Genomic DNA, 14,100 nt, shown 5'->3' on the forward strand with positions numbered 1-14,100 from the left:
GCTGCCTCACTTGATGGCCAGGGGGTTGACGGGGGATCCGACCGCGCCGGTGACCGGCAGCGGGGCGGCGCTGAGGAAGAACTCGTACACGCCGTCGGCGGCGCAGTCGGCGGCGAGGGCGTCCAGGTCCCACATCTCGCCGACGAGCAGGCCGAGGTGCGGGATGACGACCTGGTGCAGGGGCTGGAAGGCGGGCTCGAACTCGTTGGGGCGCACCTCGAAGCCCCACGTGTCGGTGGCGATCGCGGCGATCTCGGTACGGTGCAGCCAGCCCGCCGTCCAGAACGACAGGCCGGGGGCGGGGCCGCCGGCGTACTCGCCCCAGCCCTCCCGCTTGGCCCTGGCCAGCCGGCCGGTGCGCACGCACACGAGGTCGCCGCGCCGGATCTCGACGCCGTGCGCCTCCGCGGTGGCCGTCAGGTGCTCCTCGGTGATGGCGAAGCCGTCGGGCAGCTCCCCATGGACGGCGGCCACGTCCAGCAGCACCCCGCGGCCCGCCACGTGCGGCGCCAGGTGCTCGATGCCGGTGACCTGGTCGCCCTCGCTGGTGACGACCTTGTCGGCGGGGCGGCCGTTCCACGCCCGGCCGTGGTCGAAGATGTGGCCCAGGCCGTCCCACTGGGTGGAGCACTGCAGCGGCATGGCGATCACGTCGTCGGCGCCGCCGAACCCGTGCGGGAAGCCCTGGTCCCCATGTACGGCGTCCAGACCGGTGTCGAGCATGGTGTGCACCGGGTTCGTCCGCCGCCGCCAGCCCTTCTGCGGCCCGGCCATGTCGAACCGCTGCGACAGCGAGAAGCTCGCGCCCCGGCGGATCAGCCCGGCCGCGGCGGCCCGCGCGGCCTCGTCGATGAAGTTGACCGTGCCGAGCACGTCGTCCTCGCCCCAGCGGCCCCAGTTGGAGTATTTCGCCGCGGCCTCGGCGATGGCCTGCTCAGCGTTCATCGCGGCACCCGTTCCGCTGCGTGCCCAGACCGGTGATCGTGCCCTCCATCACGTCGCCGGCGCGCAGCAGCCGGCCGTGGTGCAGGCCGTTGCCCGCCGGGCTGCCGGTCAGCACCACGTCGCCGGGCAGCAGCTCCACCGTCTGGGAGGCGTAGGAGACCAGCCGCGCCACGTCGAAGATCATGTCCTTGGTGGACTCGTCCTGCATGACCTCGCCGTTGAGTCGCAGCGTCACTCGCAGGTTCGACGGGTCGGGGACGAAGGCGGCCGGCACCAGGTACGGGCCCAGCGGCGTGAACGTCGGGGCGTTCTTGGCCCGCAGCCAGTCGGTGCCGATCTCCGGCATGTCGCGGCGGAAGACCACCTCGCGGGCGGTGACGTCGTTGGCGATCGTGTAGGCCGCGACATGTTCCAGCGCCTTGTCCGGATTCACCCGGAACGCCGGGCGGCCGATCACCGCGGCCAGCTCCAGCTCCCAGTCGGGCTTCGTGCACCAGGCCGGGATCACCACGTCGTCGTACGGGCCGGTGACCGAGGACGGCAGGCCGATGAACACGTACGGCTGGTCCTCGGCCGCGCGCCGGTCCATCATCGCCGCGACCTCGGCACGCACCCGCTCGGCCGGGCGGCCGTCCGCGGGCTCGTGCGCCACGGCCAGGTCGATGACGTGCGTGCGGTAGTTGGCGCCCGACTGCAGGATCCGGCGGGGCTCGACGGGCGCGTGCGCCCGCAGGTCCGGCAGCGGGAGCCACTCCCCCGCCGCCGCGGCGGCCTCGTGCAGCAGCGGCAGCACCTCGTCCCAGCGCTCCAGCAGGGCGCGGGTGTCCGGCGCGTGGCCGGTCAGGTCGAGGACCCGATCGGCGACGACCAGGCCGGGGAAGGCGGGGCCGGGACCGGCCGAGAAGGTGCCGAGCGCGAAGGGGCCGGCAAGGGACGGGGATGTTTCCACGAGGTTTCCTCCGGGTTTGTGGCTCAACCTTCGGCCATCCGGATGGATAAGGGAAATTGATTCTCCGGATGACCGTCATCCACCGCGTGGATGCCTCGGAGCGTGGCGTGAACCCGTGCGAGGTCCCTAATTACGATATCCATCAAAGTTTGACAGCCATCGTACTTTCCGCTTGAGTGAGCCCCGGAAAGGACGGTGTGCGTGATGGTCAAGACGGTACGGTTCCACGAGCTCGGCGGGCCGGATGTGCTGCGGCTGGAGGACGTGGAGGTCGGGCGGCCCGGTCCGGGCGAGCTGCTGGTCCGGGTGGAGGCGATCGGCCTCAACCGGGCCGAGGCGCTGTTCCGCGGCGGCAACTACATCGAGCCGGTCAAGGAGTTCCCCGCGCGGCTCGGCACGGAGGCGGCGGGCGTGGTCGAGGCGGCCGGGCCCGGCGTGACGGGGTTCGCGGCCGGGCAGCCGGTCAGCGTGCTGCCGGCGTTCTCGATGAACGACTACGGCGTCTACGCCGAGCGCGCGATCGTGCCCGCCGCCGCGGTGGTGCACCGGCCCGACGGGCTCGACGCGGTGGCGGGCGCGGCCGTGTGGATGCCCTACCTGACGGCCTACGGGGCGCTGGTGCAGGTCGGCGGGATGCGGGCCGGCGACACGGCGGTGCTGACCGCGGCCTCCAGCAGCGTGGGTCTGGCCGCGATCCAGGTCGCCCGGCGCGTCGGGGCGGTGCCCGTCGCCCTCACGCGTACCGGCGCGAAGAGGGAGGCGCTGCTCGCGGCGGGGGCCGCCGAGGTGATCGTCACGAGCGAGGAGGACGTCGTCGGGCGCGTGCTCGGGCTGACCGGCGGGCGGGGCGCCGAGTTCGTCTTCGACGCCGTCGCCGGCCCCGGCGTGGTGGACCTGGCCCGGGTGACCGCCCCCGGCGGCACGCTCTTCCTGTACGGGGCGCTGAGCGGCGAGGTGACGCCCTATCCGGCGTTCGAGCTGGGCATGCCCGCGCTGAACCTGCGCACCTACACCGTGACCCGCGAGACGACCGCCGACCCCGAGCTGCTGCGCCGGGCGGTGGCCTTCGTCTCCTCCGGGCTGCGGAGCGGCGCCTTCCGGCCCGTCGTGGACCGCACGTTCGACCTGGAGGAGATCGTCGAGGCGCACCGGTACATGGAGGCGGGCGCCCAGGTGGGCAAGATCGTCATCACCGTCGGCCCGGGGCGGGCGGGCCGGGCGGGGTGACCAGCGCCGGACCGGCTTCCTACGGGGCGGCGTCCTGGATGGCCTGGATCAGCGCGAGGGTGGCGGGCGGGTCGGGTGGATCGCCGTAGGTGACGGCGTAGATCCGGCGGGTGAAGCCGGCGATCTCGGTGGTGTGGATGTCGGGCCGGCGGTGGGCCTGCAGCGCGAGTCCGGGCAGGGTGGTGACGCCTGCGCCGACGGCGACGAGGGCTTGCACGACGACCATGTCGTCGCTGAGCGACGCGATGCGTGGCGTGAAGCCTTCTTGCCGGCACAGCGCGATCAGCTCGTTCTGGCACCGCTCGCAGCCGCCGATCCAGGCGGAGTGGCGATGGTTCGCGATGCTGTCGTCCGGCCGCCGGCTCACGAGGTGGACCGGGTCGTCGCCGACGTGGACGAGGCGGAATCCCTCCTCCTCGACCGGAGCGTCGGCGTACCGGAAGATGAGCGCGACGTCGATCTCGCCGTGCCGCAGCATCTGCAGCGCCTCGACCGGGTGACGGTCGATCAGGATCAGCTCGAGTCCCGGATGCTCCTGGGCCAGCGCGGCGGCCGCCTTCGGCACGATCGTGCTCAGCACCGACGCGTTGGCGGCCAGGCGCACCCGCCCCGCCCGCAGTCCGACCTGCGCCGCCAGCTCGCTGGTCGCCGCGTCGACCCGGCCCACGATCTCGATGGCCCGGTTGGCCAGCAGTTGCCCTTCCGGGGTCAGCCGGATCCCCCTACCCACCCGCTGGACGAGCTTGACGCCGGTGGCCGCCTCCAGGCGGGACAGGTGATGGCTCACCGACGGCTGCGAGTAGTGCAGTTCCCTCGCCGCTTCGGTCACGGACCCGTGTCGCGCCACCGCGGCCAGCACCTTGAGATGGACCAGGTTCAGCATAGATAGAAGATATCAATGTAAATCTCGAAGTATTGGCATTAGACGTCATCTGTGCATCCGGCCATGCTCTGTGTGAGGCGCCGGACAGCGGCGCCGGACCGACTGAGGAGGCACGATGAGCAAGCTCAAATGTCACATCTCGATCTCGCTGGACGGTTTCGTCGCCGGCCCGAACCAGAGCCAGGAGAACCCGCTGGGCGAGGGTGGCGAGCGGCTGCACGACTGGGTGGCCGCGCTGGCCGCCTTCCGCCGGGCCCACGGCGGGCAGGGCGGCGAGGTGAACGCGAGCACGCCGGTGTTCGAGGAGTCGCTGCAGAACATCGGCGCCGGGATGATGGGCCGGAACATGTTCGGCCCCATCGGCGGGGGCGCCTGGGGCGACGAGCGGTGGACGGGCTGGTGGGGTGACAACCCGCCCTACCACTACCCCGTGTACGTCCTCACCCACCACCCGCGCGATCCGGTGGAGATGGCGGGAGGGACCACGTACCACTTCGTCACCGACGGCATCGAGGCCGCGCTGGAGCAGGCGAAGAAGGCCGCCGGCGGCCGGGACGTCATGCTGTGGGGCGGCGGCCAGGTCGTCGCGCAGTACCTGGCGGCGGGGCTGCTGGACGAGCTCGAGCTGCACGTCGTCCCGGTGCTGCTCGGTGGCGGGTCGCGCCTCCTGGACGACCTCGGGGGCGCCGATGTGCGACTCGAGCAGGTCCGGGCCGTCGAGGCGCCCGGCGTCACCCACCTCAAGTACCGGATCCTGCCGGGCGCCGCGTCATGATCGACGTGGCGATCATCATCGGCAGCACCCGGCCCGGACGCAAGGGCGACGCGGTCGCCGGGTGGGTGCACGACCGTGCGGCCGAACGCGGCGACGCCAGGTTCGAGGTGGTGGACCTGGCCGGCTTCGCACTGCCCTCCCTGGACGAGCCGATGCCGGCGATCACGGGCCAGTACACCCGGCCGCACACCCACACCTGGGCGGCGAAGATCGCCTCGTTCGACGCGTACGTGTTCGTGACACCCGAGTACAACCACTCGGCACCCGGCCCGCTGAAGAACGCGATCGACTTCCTCTACGCGGAGTGGACCAACAAGGCGGCCGGGTTCGTCGGCTACGGAAGCGCCGGCGGCGCCCGCGCCATAGAGCACCTGCGGCTGGTGATGAGCTGTCTCCAGGTCGCGCACGTCAGCGCACAGGTGGAGCTGTCGCTGTTCACCGATTTCGCGGACTTCACCGTCTTCCAGCCGGCCGGCCGCCACGAGGACACCCTGACCACCCTGCTGGACCAGGTCGTCGCCTGGAGCAGCGCACTGAAGACCCTGCGCGAAGGAGAGCACCATGGAGTCTGACCGCCTGCAGACCTTCATCGACGAGGTGGGCCTGGTGGTGAGCGGCACCGCCGACGAGCACGAGATCACGGCGCGGGTCGCCGAGCTGCTGTCCGCCCTGCTGGCCGGCGGTTACCGGCTCCCGCCGGAGGTGACCCGGTCATCGCCGGCGCGTCACCTGACATATCCGCTCCACATCGCTCCCGATGGCAGCTGGTCGTTGGCGTCCGTGGTCTGGAACGTGGGCCAGCGCACCAACGTGCACTCGCACGAGACGTGGGGCGTCGCCGGCATCTACGCGGGAGTCGAGCACGAGAGCCGCTACCTCAAGCCGACACCGTCCACCGAGGGCGCGCCGCTGACGCCGGCCGGCGAAACGCGGTGGGAGCCGGGGCAGGTGACCGTCTGCTGCACCACCGACGACGACGTCCATGCCGTCGCAGCCGTCGGCGGCGAGCCCACCGTCGGCATCCACGTCTACGGCGGCGACATCGCCACGATCAGACGGCGGGAGTACGACCCCGCCACCGGCGAGGCCCGCTGGTTCGTCTCCGGCTGGGACACCCCTGAACCGGCCGCTGCCCTTTGAGAGCGTCGATGACGAGCACGGAGCTTCCGGAGGTTACCGCGTCGCCTCCTTGAGCAGGTCGCCCAGCCGTTTCACCAGCTCGGGGTCGCCGTCGAAGGTCAGCGCCGCGCCGTCGGCCCGCCTCCACAGCCACAGCAGCACATCCTGGGGTGCACCCGAGATCGACGCCTCTCCTGCGTCATCGTCCCTGGAGACCTCGACGCCCGAGGCGGCCAGGCGGACGAGCAGGCGATCCGCTCCCGCGGCGATCGACACCGCGCGCCCGTCCGCGCCGGCGAGGGCGGCACCGAAGTCCTCCGGCCACTGGCGGGAGGCGAAGGCGAGGAACGTCACGAGGATCTCATCGATGCCGTCCACGGCCAGGTCGGTCGGGATCGGCGTGATGGGTTCGCCGGCCGCCAGCTCGGCGTCCACCCGGTGCACCGCCGTCTCCAGCGCCATCCTGCGGGCCCAGAAACCAACGGTCTGGTCGGGGTCGTACCACGTCAGTGCCTGCTCCTCCGGTTTCCGGGAGGTGAGCTCGCCGCGCAACCCGGCCATGGCGCGGTCGAGGTACGCTCCGGGGCCGTTCGGGTCCGGCTCCGGCGGCCAGGGCTTCGGCCAGGTGCCGCGGCGCATCGTCTCGACCTTGTGCAGGAAGGTGTCGCCGACGTGCTTGAGCAGGTCGGCGGTGGTCCACCCCGGGCAGGAGGGCACCGGGGCGGCCAGGTCACGGGTGGCGGTCTCACGCATGCGCGCGTGATCCAGCTCGATCAGGTGCAAGTACCGGTGCTGCTCCATCCGCCAAGTCAAACACAGGCACCCGGGCGCGGCACTGCCGCCCGCCCCCGCCGGCCTCCTGGATCGCGACCCCGCCGAGCGGCCTCGGGGCTGGTGCGGGCGGAGCTGCCGAGGGGACGTGGAGGGGCAGGTCGTCAGCCGCGGTTCAGACGGTGGTCATCTGTACGGCGGAAACCAGTCATGAAATATCGTGACACTCCGCCACATGCGTACCACCACCCCACTGTGCTTGGCGGCGGCCACCATGTCCGTGCTCGCCATGTTGCCCGCCACCACCGCCGCCGCTCGGGCCGAGCGCTCCGGCATCGAGTTGTCCCTGCTCGGCCGCTACTCCGCCGGTGCCGTCGGTGCCGGGGCCGCGGAGATCACCGCGTACGACGCGAAGACCAGGCGCGTCTTCGTCGTCAACGCGGAGCAGGGCACGGTGGACGTGCTCGACCTGCGGAACCCGCGGGCGCCGCGCAAGGTGGCCACGCTCGCCACGCCCGGCGCCAACAGCGTGGCCGTGCACGACGGTCTGGTGGCGGTCGCCCAGCAGGCGGCCGACAAGACGGCCGCGGGCACTGTCGCGTTCTTCGACGCCCGGACCGGCAAGAAGCAGCGTGAGGTCACGGTGGGGGCGCTGCCGGACATGCTGACGTTCACCGCCGACGGTCGGCGGGTCGTCGTGGCGAACGAGGGCGAGGCCGCCTCGTACTGCACGGGTGCCGTCGACGACCCCGAGGGGTCGATCAGCGTCATCGACGTGCGGCGCGGCACCGTGCGCACCGCCGGGTTCCGGGCGTGGAACGGGCAGGAGGACCGGCTGCGCGCCAAGGGCGTGCGGATCAGCGGGCCGGGGGTGAGCGCGGCCCAGGACCTGGAGCCCGAGTACATCACCATCGACAAGGGCACCGCCTGGGTGACGCTGCAGGAGAACAACGCGCTGGCCGTGGTGGACCTGGAGCGGGCCACGGTGCGCGACATCGTGCCGCTCGGGCTGAAGGACCACGCCCAGCCCGCCAACGCGCTGGACGCCTCGGACCGCGACGGCAAGATCGACATCCGTACGCACCCGGTCAAGGGCATGTACATGCCGGACGCGATCAGTCACTTCGGCGACCGCGGCCGTACCTACCTGGTGACCGCCAACGAGGGCGACAGCCGCGACTGGGAGTGCCACACCGACGAGGTACGCGTCAAGAGCGCCGAACTGTCGCCGACGGCGTTCCCGAACGCGGCCGCCCTGAAGCAGGACGCCGAGCTGGGGCGGCTGACCGTGCTGTCCGACTCGCCGAAGGACGCCGACGGCAGGTACACCGAGCTGCGCGTGTTCGGCGCCCGGTCCGTCTCGGTCCGCGCCGCCGACGGGTCGCTGGTCTGGGACTCCGGCAGCGAGCTGGAGCGGCTCGTCGCGCGGGAGCTGCCCGGGCAGTTCAACTTCGACAACGAGGAGAACGACTCCTTCGACTCCCGCAGCGACAACAAGGGGCCCGAGCCGGAGGGCGTGGCGGTCGGTGAGGTACGCGGCCGCACGTACGCCTTCGTGGGCCTGGAGCGGGTCGGCGGCGTCGTCACGTACGACCTGTCCAACCCCCGCAAGCCCGCCCTGGCCGGGTACGTCAACACGCGCGACTTCGCCGGCGACGTCGAGGCGGGCACGGCCGGGGACGTCGGCCCCGAGGGCGTGCTGTTCATCGACGCCCACGACAGCCCGACGCGCAAGCCGCTGCTGGTCGTCGGCAACGAGGTGAGCGGCACCACCGCGGTGTACGAGATCAGGTCCTAGCCGATGCGGGCCGGCGCGCGTGGGACTCCCCTCGCGCGCCGCACGGCTGGAGAAGGCTCAGAAATCGAAGCCGCCGGGGCGGGCGTTGCGGTCGGCGATCAGGCCGGCCAGGGTGGCGACGGCGATCTCGGGCGGGGTCTGCGAGCCGATGTTGAGGCCGATGGGCCGGTGCACCCGGGCGATCTCCTCCGGCGGCACCCCCAGGTCGGCCAGCGCTCGCACGTGCGGCGCGGTGTGGCGGGGGCTGCCCATGATGCCGATCCAGCGGGCGGGCGACTTGAGCAGGTCGCGGAGGACCGGGCCGATCTCCTCGCGGTGGTGGTCGGTGAGCACCACGTCGGCGGTCGCGTCGACGAGGTCGCCGAGCTCGCGCACCGCCGCGTGCCCGTCGAGACCGCGCGCCGGGTCGGGCTCGACGAGGATCGGACGGTAGCCCAGCTCCGCCCCGAACCTCAGCAGGCAGTCGGCCACCGGCGAGGCGAAGACGGCCACCAGCGTCCGCCCGGTCTCCCCGGCCGGAGCCTCGGCATGGGCCACCTCACACGCCGGGTCTGATTCGTGGGTGTGGGTCATGTGGGCAGTCTGACACGAAGTCATGCGCCCTCGCCCGGACGCCACCGCCACAACCGAGAGGCACGCACGGAGTTTGTCGAGCACGCGCCACCGTCACGGGCCGGACGCACTCCCGCAGCCCGTCGAGCGCCCCGTCACCTGCCGGAGGCGCGTGCGGAGTCCGTCGAGAGCACGCTTCGCACGGCCTCCTCCGAGCGGCCGATCACCGTCGTCCCGTCGTCGGCGGTGATGATCGGCCGCTGGATCAGGATCGGGTTCTCCGCCAGCGCCCTGATCCACCGGTCCCGGGCCCGCGCGTCACGCGGCCAGCCGTCCATGCCGAGCTCGGCCGCCTTCGCCTCGCCGGTCCTGGTGATGTCCCACGGTTCGAGGCCGAGCCGGGCCAGGACCTCACGGATCTCGCCCTGGTTCGGGGGATCCTCCAGGTAGCGGCGTACGGTGTAGTCGGCGGCCTCGGCGTCCAGAACGGACAGCGCGGAGCGGCACTTGGAGCACGCGGGATTGATCCAGATCTCCATGACCCACGACCCTACCGATCGATTGGCACCGCTCAGCGCTCCGCGAGGTTCTTCACCCAGAGGGAAACGCTCTGCATGAGCACGTCGAGCTCCTTGCGCAGCACCCCGTTCTCCCTGGTGAGCTCCTCGTTCGCGCTGCGCAGGCCCGCGTTCGCCGCGCGGAGTTCGGCGTTCTCCGCACGTGTCCAGAGCAGTTCGGCCCGCTCGTCGGCGGAGAGCCCGCCGTTGCCGGGCCGCGGATCGTGTCCCGGGCTTCGCCCCGGGTCGTGCCACTGTGGGCGGAAGGGGTCGGCGGGCGCCTGGTGACGGCCGGTGCCGGCGTCGTGCGAGCGGAACGCGTCCCCCCAGGGGCCCAGCTCCTCGTGCCCGCGCTCCATGGCCCGGGTGGCCCGGGCGGTCAGCCGGGCCACCTCGGCCTGCGCGGGAGGCAGGGGCGCACCGCCCTGCGCGGGAGGCAGGGGCGCTCCGCCCTGCGCCAGGGGCGCACCGCCCTGCGCGGCCGGCCCGGGCGGCCGGACCTGCTCGCCATGCCCACCGGGACGGGACACCTCCGCCGTACCGAACGCCGCCCCCGGCCCAAGTGCCACCACGGGACCGGCGGCGCCGGCCGGGCTGAGGACGTCGTCCGCCGATTGGAAGGCCGCGGGGGCGGTGGGGCGGGGCTTGGGGAGGGTGAGCGTGACCAGGGCGGCCACCAGGGCGACACCGCAGCCGAGCAGCAGCGCGGTACGGAATCCGGACTCCGAGGGCAGCGCGTGCCCGCCCACCGTCACCGTCATCTGGGCCAGCACGACGCCGACCACGGCGGCCGACACCGAGGTGCCGATGGAGCGCATCAGCGTGTTGAAGCTGTTGGCCGAGGCGGTCTCGCTCTGCGGCACGGCACCCATGATCAACGCGGGCATGGCCCCGTACGCCAGGCCGACACCGATGCTGGCGACACACCCGGCGATCATCAGCCCCCAGGCCCAGTCCATCAGCCCCAGCGCGGCACCGTACCCGAGCGCGATGATCAGCACACCCAGGAACAGGCTGGTCTTGGGCCCCCGGGCGGCCGACAACCGGGCGCCGAGCGAGGCAACGGCCATCATCATCAGACCGGACGGAGCCAGCCAGAGCCCGGCGGCCAGCATCGACTGGCCCAGGCCGTACCCGGTCGCCTCGGGCAGTTGCAGGATCTGGATGAGGACCAGCGACTGGGCGTACATGGCGAAGCCGACCAGGATCGAGGCCAGGTTGGTGAGCAGGACCTGGGGCCGCGCGGTGGTCCGCAGGTCGACCAGCGGGTCGCGGACGCGCAGCTCGAAGAGGGCCCACAGCAGCAGGACCAGCACCGCCGCGCCGAGCAGCCCGAGCGTGGTGCCGCTCCCCCAGCCCCAGTCGCCGCCCTTCGACACGCCCAGCAGCAGGCAGACCAGCGCCGCCCCCAGGCCGAGCGCGCCGACGACGTCGAGGCGGCCCTTGGCGCTCACGGGCGTGGCCGGCACCAGCAGCCAGATCAGCACGGCGACCAGCACGCTCAGCACGGCCGAGCCCCAGAACAACATCCGCCAGTCCGCGTACTCCGCGACCGCCGCCGAGAGGGGCAGGCCGAGCGCGCCGCCGATGCCCATCGAGGAGCTCATCAGCGCGATCGCCGGCCCGACCCGCTGGGGCGGCAGCAGGTCGCGCAGCGCGCTCACCCCGAGCGGGATCATGCCCACGCCCAGGCCCTGCAGGCCACGTCCGGCGATCATCGGGATCAGGGAGCCGGCCAGCGCGCACACCACCGAGCCGGCGATGAGCGGCAGCGAGCAGATCAGCATCATGCGGCGCTTGCCGTACAGGTCGCCGAGCTTGCCGACCACGGGGGTGGCGACCGCGCCGACCAGCAGCGTCACGGTGATCACCCACGACGTGTCCGCCGCCGTGGCGTCGAGCAGCCGGGGCAGCTCGCCGACCAGCGGCACCACCAGGGTCTGCATGAGCGAGCCGACGATGCCGGCCACCGCGAGGACGCTGACGATCCCGCCGCCGGGGCGTCCGGCAGGTGCGGAGTGCACCATATGTCCCCCTTTGCCCGATTATTCCGAATGCACCATACACACCTCATGCCTCTTGCACAACTTATGCATGATGCACATCACTGGGCGGCCTACGGGGATGATCGGGCGGGCCGCCCGGTTCACGGGCGGGGCCAGGGGCGCCCTTCGAGTCGCTCGATGTCGGAGTTGAACCGCTTGAGGTAGGCGGCGAAGGTGGCGGCGTCCTCGGCGCTCCAGCCGGCGAGCACCTTCTCCAGGCCCCGGAGGTTCTGCTCGCGCTCGCTCCGCAGGCGCTGCTCGCCCTCCTCCGTGACGCGGAACTTGCGCGCGATGCCGCCCTCGGGGTCGGGGATGCGCTCCACCAGCCCGGCGCGCATCATCGCGGAGGTCTGCCGATTGAGGGTGGAGGGGTCGAGCCGGAACGCCTCGCTGAGCTGCCCGATCGACATCGGGCCGTCCAGCTCCAGGCGGCTGAGCAGGATGTACGCGCTGCGGTCGAGGCGCTCGCCGTCGGAGCGGGGCCGGGAAGGGGCCAGGTAGCGGTGCCGCCCGAGCAGCATGGTCTCGTACTCGATGCACTCTGTGGGCTTGCCCATGGCCGGTCTTTCGTCCCTCCCTCGACGCGAAAGTGCATCATACACAAGGCGTGCAGGGTGCACATCATCGCAGCAGGCCCGGCGTGCGCTCCTTGAGCAGTTCGACGAAGGCCGTGGCCAGCCGGCCCTGGTGGCCGCGCCGCCTGCGTACGACGACCACGGGCAGGCCGGCGTCCATGTTCTCGATCTCGATCGCCCGCAGGCTGCCGATGCGCAGCTCCTCCCGGACGCTGCTGGTGGGCATGAGCGCGACGCCGAGACCCGCCTCGACCAGCCTGCGCTGCGCGGTCAGGCTGTCGATCCGGGTGATCGAGGGGTTCACCAGCCCATGCGCCGGCAGGTGGCGTTCGAGCAGGTGGCCGAAGGAGTCGGACTGGCCCCGCGCGGGCGGGAAGCCGAGCCACCGCTCCCCCTGCAGCGCCCGCAGGTCGGGCAGCCGGCGGGCGGTCACCGGGTGCGAGGCGGGCACCACGACCAGGAGCTTCTCCGTGCCGAGCGGGATCGACTCCAGCCGCGGGTCGGCGTCGGGGAAGTAGCGCAGCCCCAGCGACGCCTCGCCGCTGCGGACGAGCGCGCTCACCTCGCGGCTGGTCGCCGTCCGCAGCTCGACCGCCGCCTCGGGGAACTCCGCCTCGAACGTGCGCAACGCGTCCACGATGTGCGAGTCGGCCAGGGTGCCGACGATGGCCAGGGCGAGGGCCTGCGGGCCGACGGGCGCCCTGGCCGCCTCGCGTACGGCCCGCTCGCCGTCACGGATGGTCGCGAGCGTGGCCTCCGCGTACGGCAGCAGCGCCCGCCCCGCGTCGGTGAGCACCACCCGGCGCCCGGCCCGCTCGAACAGCTCCGCCCCCAGCGACCGCTCCAGCTCCCGGATCCGGCGGCTGATCGCGGGCTGGGACCGGTTGAGCCTCCTGGACGCCTCCGTGAACCCGCCCCACTGGGCGATGCCGACGAACGCCTCGATCTCCTCGACCGTCATCACAATCCATAAGTTTTCCTGATAATGAGGATTCACGCTATGCATTTGACTGATGGCTTCGGTAGTGGCGAGAGTGAGTCGATGACACCGGCCCACCCAGGGAGCGCATCATGACCGATCAGACGGAGCGGGCGGCCCGCTTCCGTGCCCTGCACGAGCGCCCGGAGCCCTTCCTGCTGCCCAACCCCTGGGACGCGGGCACGGCCCGGCTGCTGGCCGGCCTCGGCTTCGAGGCCCTGGCCACCACGAGCCTCGGCGTCGCGAACACGCTCGGCCGCCACCGCGCCACCCGGCAGGACGTCCTCGACAACTGCCGCGCCATCAGCGAGGCGACCCCCCTGCCGGTGAACGCCGACCTCGAGAACGGCTACGCCGACGACCCGGCCGAGGCGGCGAAGATGATCGCGGACGCGTGCGCGAGCGGCGCCGTCGGCGCCTCCATCGAGGACGCGACGGGCGACCGCCGGGCGCCGATCTACGACTTCGGGCTCGCCGTCGAGCGGGTGCGGGCCGCCGTCGAGGTCGCCCGCGGCCTGCCGGTCCCGCCCGTCCTGACCGCCAGGGCCGAGAACCTGCTGTACGGGGTCGCGGGGCTCGACGACACCATCAGGCGGCTGCAGGCGTTCGAGGCGGCCGGCGCGGACGTCCTGTACGCGCCCGGCCTGCGCACCCTCGACCAGATGCGCGCGGTCGTGTCGTCGGTCGGCCGGCCGGTCAACGTCGTAATGGGCTTCGCGGACCCGTCGATCACGCTGGAGCAGCTCGGCGAGATCGGCGTGCGGCGGGTGAGCATCGGGGGCGCGCTGTCCCGGCTCGCGCTGCGCTCGTTCCTCGACGGCGCCAGGCAGATGCGGGAGGGCCGGTTCGGCTTCGTCACCGAGATGGTCTCGCTCCCGGAGCTCCACCAGGCGTTCAACCCCTGAGCCCCGAAGGTCGCCGGCCA

15 protein-coding genes are annotated in these 14,100 nt (G+C 72.4%); 6 read left to right on the top strand and 9 right to left on the bottom strand.

The annotated features are described in order from the left end of the window. Nucleotides 1–6 precede the first annotated feature (6 nt). Nucleotides 7–945, bottom strand: coding sequence for a cyclase family protein (locus ACBJ59_RS31835; RefSeq protein ID WP_375113909.1), 939 nt, complete (start codon nucleotides 943–945; stop codon nucleotides 7–9). Further along, the gene (locus tag ACBJ59_RS31840) at nucleotides 935–1,894 is read right to left on the bottom strand and encodes a fumarylacetoacetate hydrolase family protein (RefSeq protein WP_375113910.1); all 960 of its coding nucleotides are present in this window, start codon (nucleotides 1,892–1,894) and stop codon (nucleotides 935–937) included. The genes ACBJ59_RS31835 and ACBJ59_RS31840 overlap by 11 nt, the downstream gene beginning before the upstream one ends. A gap of 204 nt (nucleotides 1,895–2,098) precedes the next feature. Here ACBJ59_RS31840 and ACBJ59_RS31845 point away from each other — a divergent pair, with 204 nt between their 5' ends. Then, nucleotides 2,099–3,121, top strand: a complete 1,023-nt coding sequence (locus ACBJ59_RS31845; RefSeq protein WP_375114170.1) for a zinc-dependent alcohol dehydrogenase family protein — start codon at nucleotides 2,099–2,101, stop codon at nucleotides 3,119–3,121. Between the two features lie 19 nt (nucleotides 3,122–3,140). Here the strand turns inward: ACBJ59_RS31845 and ACBJ59_RS31850 are convergent, their stop codons facing one another. Next, nucleotides 3,141–4,004, bottom strand: a complete 864-nt coding sequence (locus ACBJ59_RS31850) for a LysR family transcriptional regulator (protein ID WP_375113911.1) — start codon at nucleotides 4,002–4,004, stop codon at nucleotides 3,141–3,143. A gap of 115 nt (nucleotides 4,005–4,119) precedes the next feature. On the opposite strand from ACBJ59_RS31850, the gene ACBJ59_RS31855 reads away from it, so the two are divergent. From ACBJ59_RS31855 to ACBJ59_RS31865, 3 genes are read left to right on the top strand one after another with little or no spacing between them, the layout of a single operon-like run. Next, complete coding sequence (locus ACBJ59_RS31855; RefSeq protein ID WP_375113912.1) at nucleotides 4,120–4,779, top strand: dihydrofolate reductase family protein; 660 nt, start codon at nucleotides 4,120–4,122, stop codon at nucleotides 4,777–4,779. Next, entirely contained in the window at nucleotides 4,776–5,351 is a 576-nt protein-coding gene (locus ACBJ59_RS31860; RefSeq protein WP_375113913.1) for an NADPH-dependent FMN reductase, read from the top strand. The genes ACBJ59_RS31855 and ACBJ59_RS31860 overlap by 4 nt, the downstream gene beginning before the upstream one ends. Further along, nucleotides 5,341–5,919: a hypothetical protein gene (locus ACBJ59_RS31865; RefSeq protein ID WP_375113914.1), complete on the top strand. Its 579-nt coding sequence runs from the start codon at nucleotides 5,341–5,343 to the stop codon at nucleotides 5,917–5,919. Before ACBJ59_RS31860 ends, ACBJ59_RS31865 begins: the two co-directional genes overlap by 11 nt. 33 nt (nucleotides 5,920–5,952) lie before the next feature. Here the strand turns inward: ACBJ59_RS31865 and ACBJ59_RS31870 are convergent, their stop codons facing one another. After that, the gene (locus ACBJ59_RS31870; protein ID WP_375113915.1) at nucleotides 5,953–6,699 is read right to left on the bottom strand and encodes a maleylpyruvate isomerase family mycothiol-dependent enzyme; all 747 of its coding nucleotides are present in this window, start codon (nucleotides 6,697–6,699) and stop codon (nucleotides 5,953–5,955) included. Between the two features lie 205 nt (nucleotides 6,700–6,904). On the opposite strand from ACBJ59_RS31870, the gene ACBJ59_RS31875 reads away from it, so the two are divergent. Next, nucleotides 6,905–8,467 (top strand): choice-of-anchor I family protein, encoded by a 1,563-nt coding sequence (locus tag ACBJ59_RS31875; protein WP_375113916.1) that lies wholly within the window; start codon nucleotides 6,905–6,907, stop codon nucleotides 8,465–8,467. 57 nt (nucleotides 8,468–8,524) lie between these two features. Here ACBJ59_RS31875 and ACBJ59_RS31880 read toward each other — a convergent pair whose 3' ends face one another. The 5 genes from ACBJ59_RS31880 to ACBJ59_RS31900 all read right to left on the bottom strand — a co-directional run bounded on the left by ACBJ59_RS31880 (nucleotide 8,525) and on the right by ACBJ59_RS31900 (nucleotide 13,157). Beyond that, nucleotides 8,525–9,040 (bottom strand): XdhC family protein, encoded by a 516-nt coding sequence (locus ACBJ59_RS31880; protein WP_375113917.1) that lies wholly within the window; start codon nucleotides 9,038–9,040, stop codon nucleotides 8,525–8,527. A gap of 134 nt (nucleotides 9,041–9,174) precedes the next feature. Continuing rightward, nucleotides 9,175–9,558, bottom strand: coding sequence for an arsenate reductase family protein (locus ACBJ59_RS31885; RefSeq protein ID WP_364131383.1), 384 nt, complete (start codon nucleotides 9,556–9,558; stop codon nucleotides 9,175–9,177). A gap of 32 nt (nucleotides 9,559–9,590) precedes the next feature. Next, on the bottom strand, nucleotides 9,591–11,603 hold the full coding sequence (locus tag ACBJ59_RS31890) for an MFS transporter (RefSeq protein ID WP_375113918.1): 2,013 nt from the start codon (nucleotides 11,601–11,603) through the stop codon (nucleotides 9,591–9,593). Nucleotides 11,604–11,722: 119 nt separating this feature from the next. Further along, a complete protein-coding gene (locus tag ACBJ59_RS31895; RefSeq protein WP_375113919.1) occupies nucleotides 11,723–12,178 on the bottom strand; it encodes a MarR family winged helix-turn-helix transcriptional regulator in 456 nt (151 codons plus the stop codon). Between the two features lie 64 nt (nucleotides 12,179–12,242). Next, complete coding sequence (locus ACBJ59_RS31900; protein WP_375113920.1) at nucleotides 12,243–13,157, bottom strand: LysR family transcriptional regulator; 915 nt, start codon at nucleotides 13,155–13,157, stop codon at nucleotides 12,243–12,245. Nucleotides 13,158–13,267: 110 nt separating this feature from the next. Between ACBJ59_RS31900 and ACBJ59_RS31905 the strand changes: the two genes are divergently transcribed. Next, nucleotides 13,268–14,080, top strand: a complete 813-nt coding sequence (locus ACBJ59_RS31905; RefSeq protein ID WP_375113921.1) for an oxaloacetate decarboxylase — start codon at nucleotides 13,268–13,270, stop codon at nucleotides 14,078–14,080. Nucleotides 14,081–14,100 lie beyond the last annotated feature (20 nt).

This window comes from Nonomuraea sp. MTCD27 (genome assembly GCF_041950495.1).
Lineage (GTDB): Bacteria > Actinomycetota > Actinomycetes > Streptosporangiales > Streptosporangiaceae > Nonomuraea.

What these genes read in the sequence shown, in the direction of transcription:
- ACBJ59_RS31835 (WP_375113909.1), bottom strand. Translation starts at nt 945, where the DNA reads ATGAACGCTGAGCAGGCCATCGCCGAGGCCGCGGCGAAATACTCCAAC.
- ACBJ59_RS31845 (WP_375114170.1), top strand. Translation starts at nt 2,099, where the DNA reads ATGGTCAAGACGGTACGGTTCCACGAGCTCGGCGGGCCGGATGTGCTG.
- ACBJ59_RS31850 (WP_375113911.1), bottom strand. Translation starts at nt 4,004, where the DNA reads ATGCTGAACCTGGTCCATCTCAAGGTGCTGGCCGCGGTGGCGCGACAC.
- ACBJ59_RS31855 (WP_375113912.1), top strand. Translation starts at nt 4,120, where the DNA reads ATGAGCAAGCTCAAATGTCACATCTCGATCTCGCTGGACGGTTTCGTC.
- ACBJ59_RS31860 (WP_375113913.1), top strand. Translation starts at nt 4,776, where the DNA reads ATGATCGACGTGGCGATCATCATCGGCAGCACCCGGCCCGGACGCAAG.
- ACBJ59_RS31865 (WP_375113914.1), top strand. Translation starts at nt 5,341, where the DNA reads ATGGAGTCTGACCGCCTGCAGACCTTCATCGACGAGGTGGGCCTGGTG.
- ACBJ59_RS31870 (WP_375113915.1), bottom strand. Translation starts at nt 6,699, where the DNA reads ATGGAGCAGCACCGGTACTTGCACCTGATCGAGCTGGATCACGCGCGC.
- ACBJ59_RS31875 (WP_375113916.1), top strand. Translation starts at nt 6,905, where the DNA reads ATGCGTACCACCACCCCACTGTGCTTGGCGGCGGCCACCATGTCCGTG.
- ACBJ59_RS31880 (WP_375113917.1), bottom strand. Translation starts at nt 9,040, where the DNA reads ATGACCCACACCCACGAATCAGACCCGGCGTGTGAGGTGGCCCATGCC.
- ACBJ59_RS31885 (WP_364131383.1), bottom strand. Translation starts at nt 9,558, where the DNA reads ATGGAGATCTGGATCAATCCCGCGTGCTCCAAGTGCCGCTCCGCGCTG.
- ACBJ59_RS31890 (WP_375113918.1), bottom strand. Translation starts at nt 11,603, where the DNA reads ATGGTGCACTCCGCACCTGCCGGACGCCCCGGCGGCGGGATCGTCAGC.
- ACBJ59_RS31895 (WP_375113919.1), bottom strand. Translation starts at nt 12,178, where the DNA reads ATGGGCAAGCCCACAGAGTGCATCGAGTACGAGACCATGCTGCTCGGG.
- ACBJ59_RS31900 (WP_375113920.1), bottom strand. Translation starts at nt 13,157, where the DNA reads ATGACGGTCGAGGAGATCGAGGCGTTCGTCGGCATCGCCCAGTGGGGC.
- ACBJ59_RS31905 (WP_375113921.1), top strand. Translation starts at nt 13,268, where the DNA reads ATGACCGATCAGACGGAGCGGGCGGCCCGCTTCCGTGCCCTGCACGAG.